The organism is Streptomyces sp. NPDC057486, assembly GCF_042802415.1.
Taxonomy (GTDB): Bacteria; Actinomycetota; Actinomycetes; order Streptomycetales; family Streptomycetaceae; genus Streptomyces; species Streptomyces yanii.
The window spans coordinates 1-2,545 of record NZ_JBHVEE010000294.1 but is presented as its reverse complement, the minus strand read 5'-3'; the positions used below and the strand labels follow the sequence as shown (position 1 = coordinate 2,545).

General features: G+C 68.2%; 1 protein-coding gene and 1 pseudogene. Both read left to right on the top strand.

Going from position 1 to position 2,545, the window contains the following annotated elements:
* Positions 1 to 370: 370 nt before the first annotated feature.
* Entirely contained in the window at positions 371 to 1,117 is a 747-nt protein-coding gene (locus ACFU6I_RS48390) for a DUF6193 family natural product biosynthesis protein (protein ID WP_384380913.1), read from the top strand.
* 542 nt (positions 1,118 to 1,659) lie between these two features.
* A pseudogene (locus ACFU6I_RS48385) lies at positions 1,660 to 2,451 on the top strand (permease); the annotation flags it as partial.
* Positions 2,452 to 2,545: the final 94 nt, after the last annotated feature.

Below are 2,545 nucleotides of genomic sequence, written 5' to 3'. Positions count from 1 at the left end.
CGTCCTCATACTGGGCGTATTCGGGCGTTCCGACAACGCAGCGAGGTGCCGTAGCCGGCGTCGTGCGCCCGCCAGGGATTACGGGACAGCCCTTAGCAACAGCTCGAGGGGGACCGGGGCCCGGATCACCAAGGACTGCGCAGACTTGGCATGGCAGAAGCTGATGTTCCGGGCCTTCTCTTCTGCACTCCCCCACCCGGGATGGACTGACACCCCACCCCTTCCTGAGCACCTGCGGCTCAATGTCACATCGTTTGTGTGACCGTTCGCGATAGTTGGCGGATGTTCGCGATAATCACCGAGCCGCCATCAGAGGTTGGCCAGCGGCTGCTTCCCGCCCGGATTCGCGGGTCGGGCACAATCACGAGCTGTGTCCATACCTCCTGCCCCTGCCGTCCTTTATCCCGACGTTGCGGCCTGCGGCAGTCTCGCCGTAGCGCTCCGGCTCACGGCGGAAGGCTGCCTCGACTCCGTTCCCGTCGAGTCGCCCGGCTCCGGTTCGCTGCTCCACGAGAGCGTTGCGAGCACCCTGCCGCACCGCGAGCCGCTGCAGATCAGCGCATGGGAACACGAGCGGCGGTGGTCGATCCGCGGGGAGGAGCCGTTCCAGGGCTCATGCCTCATCAACGGTGAGACGGACGACCTGGCCCAGGTCGCCAGGGCGGCCCGGGCCTGGCACGACGGAGAGTCCCTCGGAGACATCCGCCGGGCGGCACCGTTCGTGCACCTGACCGGCCGCTTCGAGGTGCCCGACCTCGATCCCGTGCGTCTGGTGGAATCCGAGTGGCAGAGCATGCTCCAGCAGGCACGTGAACTGGAGTACTCCTGGCAGGAGCAGTACCAAGCCCTGATCGAGGCGGCGTACGCAGAGCCGGCCCTGCGCGCCCTCTACCCGTTCACGAGCCACTGGGCGCTGCGCTTCTCGATCACCACCCGCCCGCGCCTGACTCTCGGCAGCCCGTGCCTGACCGCGGGCGGCGACGGCACGTACGGGGTGGGAAACGGCTTCATCACTCCGAACCTCGGCGTATTCACCACGCCGCACGAAGCGGTAGCACTGGCCGTGCGCCATCTACCGCCCGGCCTCGGCCCGATCTCGCTCGGCCTGCCGCTCTAGTGCTGCGACCGGAGAGGTTTGCCGGGAAGCTCGCGGCGTCCGGTGCGGTGCATCGCAAGGCGGAGGATCGCCCTCGTACCGGACGTACTCGGGCGATGCGACAACGCAGCGAGGTGCCGTGCCGCGCGTCACGAGCCGGTGAACCTTTCCGGTCGCAGCACCAGCCCCCTCAGAGGCGCCTCGGCAGGTCAGGTGTCCACGGGAACCGAACGTTGCAGTGATGCGTCCGGCATGTCGGCCCTGGGAGAGGCGACCCGTCCCAGGAGTTCCCGGCGCCACCTGTTCGGACCCGATGCTGCCCGTTCCGGGGTACCGACTGGCCAACTACCCGTCGACAGGCCGGCCAGTAGAAACCCGCACCCGTGCTCAACCTGCCCATGCACCGCGCGGATGGCCATGCATCGGCAGCTGTGGGTTCGATGAGCTGGTCGTGCCGGCTCCCCGCACCCCGGCCGAAAAAGGGACGCCTGTCGAAAAAGGGGCGCCTGCCATTCAGCGTGTCCACCGGCCGTTCGCCGCACCTTGCAGGGAAGGCTTCACGGATGCACGCCGTACTGCACGCACTGTCGATCACGGGGTCCATGACCTGGGAGATCACCTGGGCCCTGATCCTGGGCTTCGCCCTGTCCGCCGTCGTCCAAGCCGTGGTCCGCAAGTCCACCGTCGTCTCTCTGCTCGGCGACGACCGGCCCCGCACCCTCGCCGTCTCCGCGGGCCTGGGCGTGGCGTCCTCGTCCTGCTCCTACGCCGCGGTGGCACTGGCCCGCTCGCTGTTCCGCAAGGGCGCGAACTTCACCGCCGCGATGGCCTTCGAGATCGCCTCCACCAACCTCGTCGTCGAGCTCGGTGTCATCCTGGCGCTGCTGATGGGCTGGCAGTTCACCGCCGCCGAGTTCGTCGGCGGCCCCATCATGATCATTGTGCTGGCGGTCCTGTTCCGGCTGTTCCTGCGCACGGGGCTCCTGCGCCAGGCCCGCGAACAGGCCGAGCGGGGCCTTGCCGGGTCGATGGAGGGCCACGCCGCGATGGACATGTCCGTGCAGCGCAACGGCACCTTCACCCGGCGCCTGTTCTCCCGCGAGGGCTTCACCGCCACCAGCCACGTGTTCGTCATGGAATGGGCGGCGATCCTGCGCGACCTGGTCGTCGGGCTGCTCATCGCCGGCGCGATCGCCGCCTGGGTCCCGGACTCGTTCTGGCGCACCTTCTTCTTCGACGGCCACCCGCTCGCCGCCAAACTGTGGGGGCCCATCGTCGGCCCGCTGGTGGCGATCGTCTCGTTCGTGTGCTCCATCGGGAATGTGCCGCTGGCAGTGGTGCTGTGGAAGGGAGGGGGGACTTCCACCCGAAGAGTGGACACCGTTTCATCCTGTTATGCGGCGAGTTCGAGCGTACTCGATCGCTGCTCGTAGTCGACCGGGCTGAGCT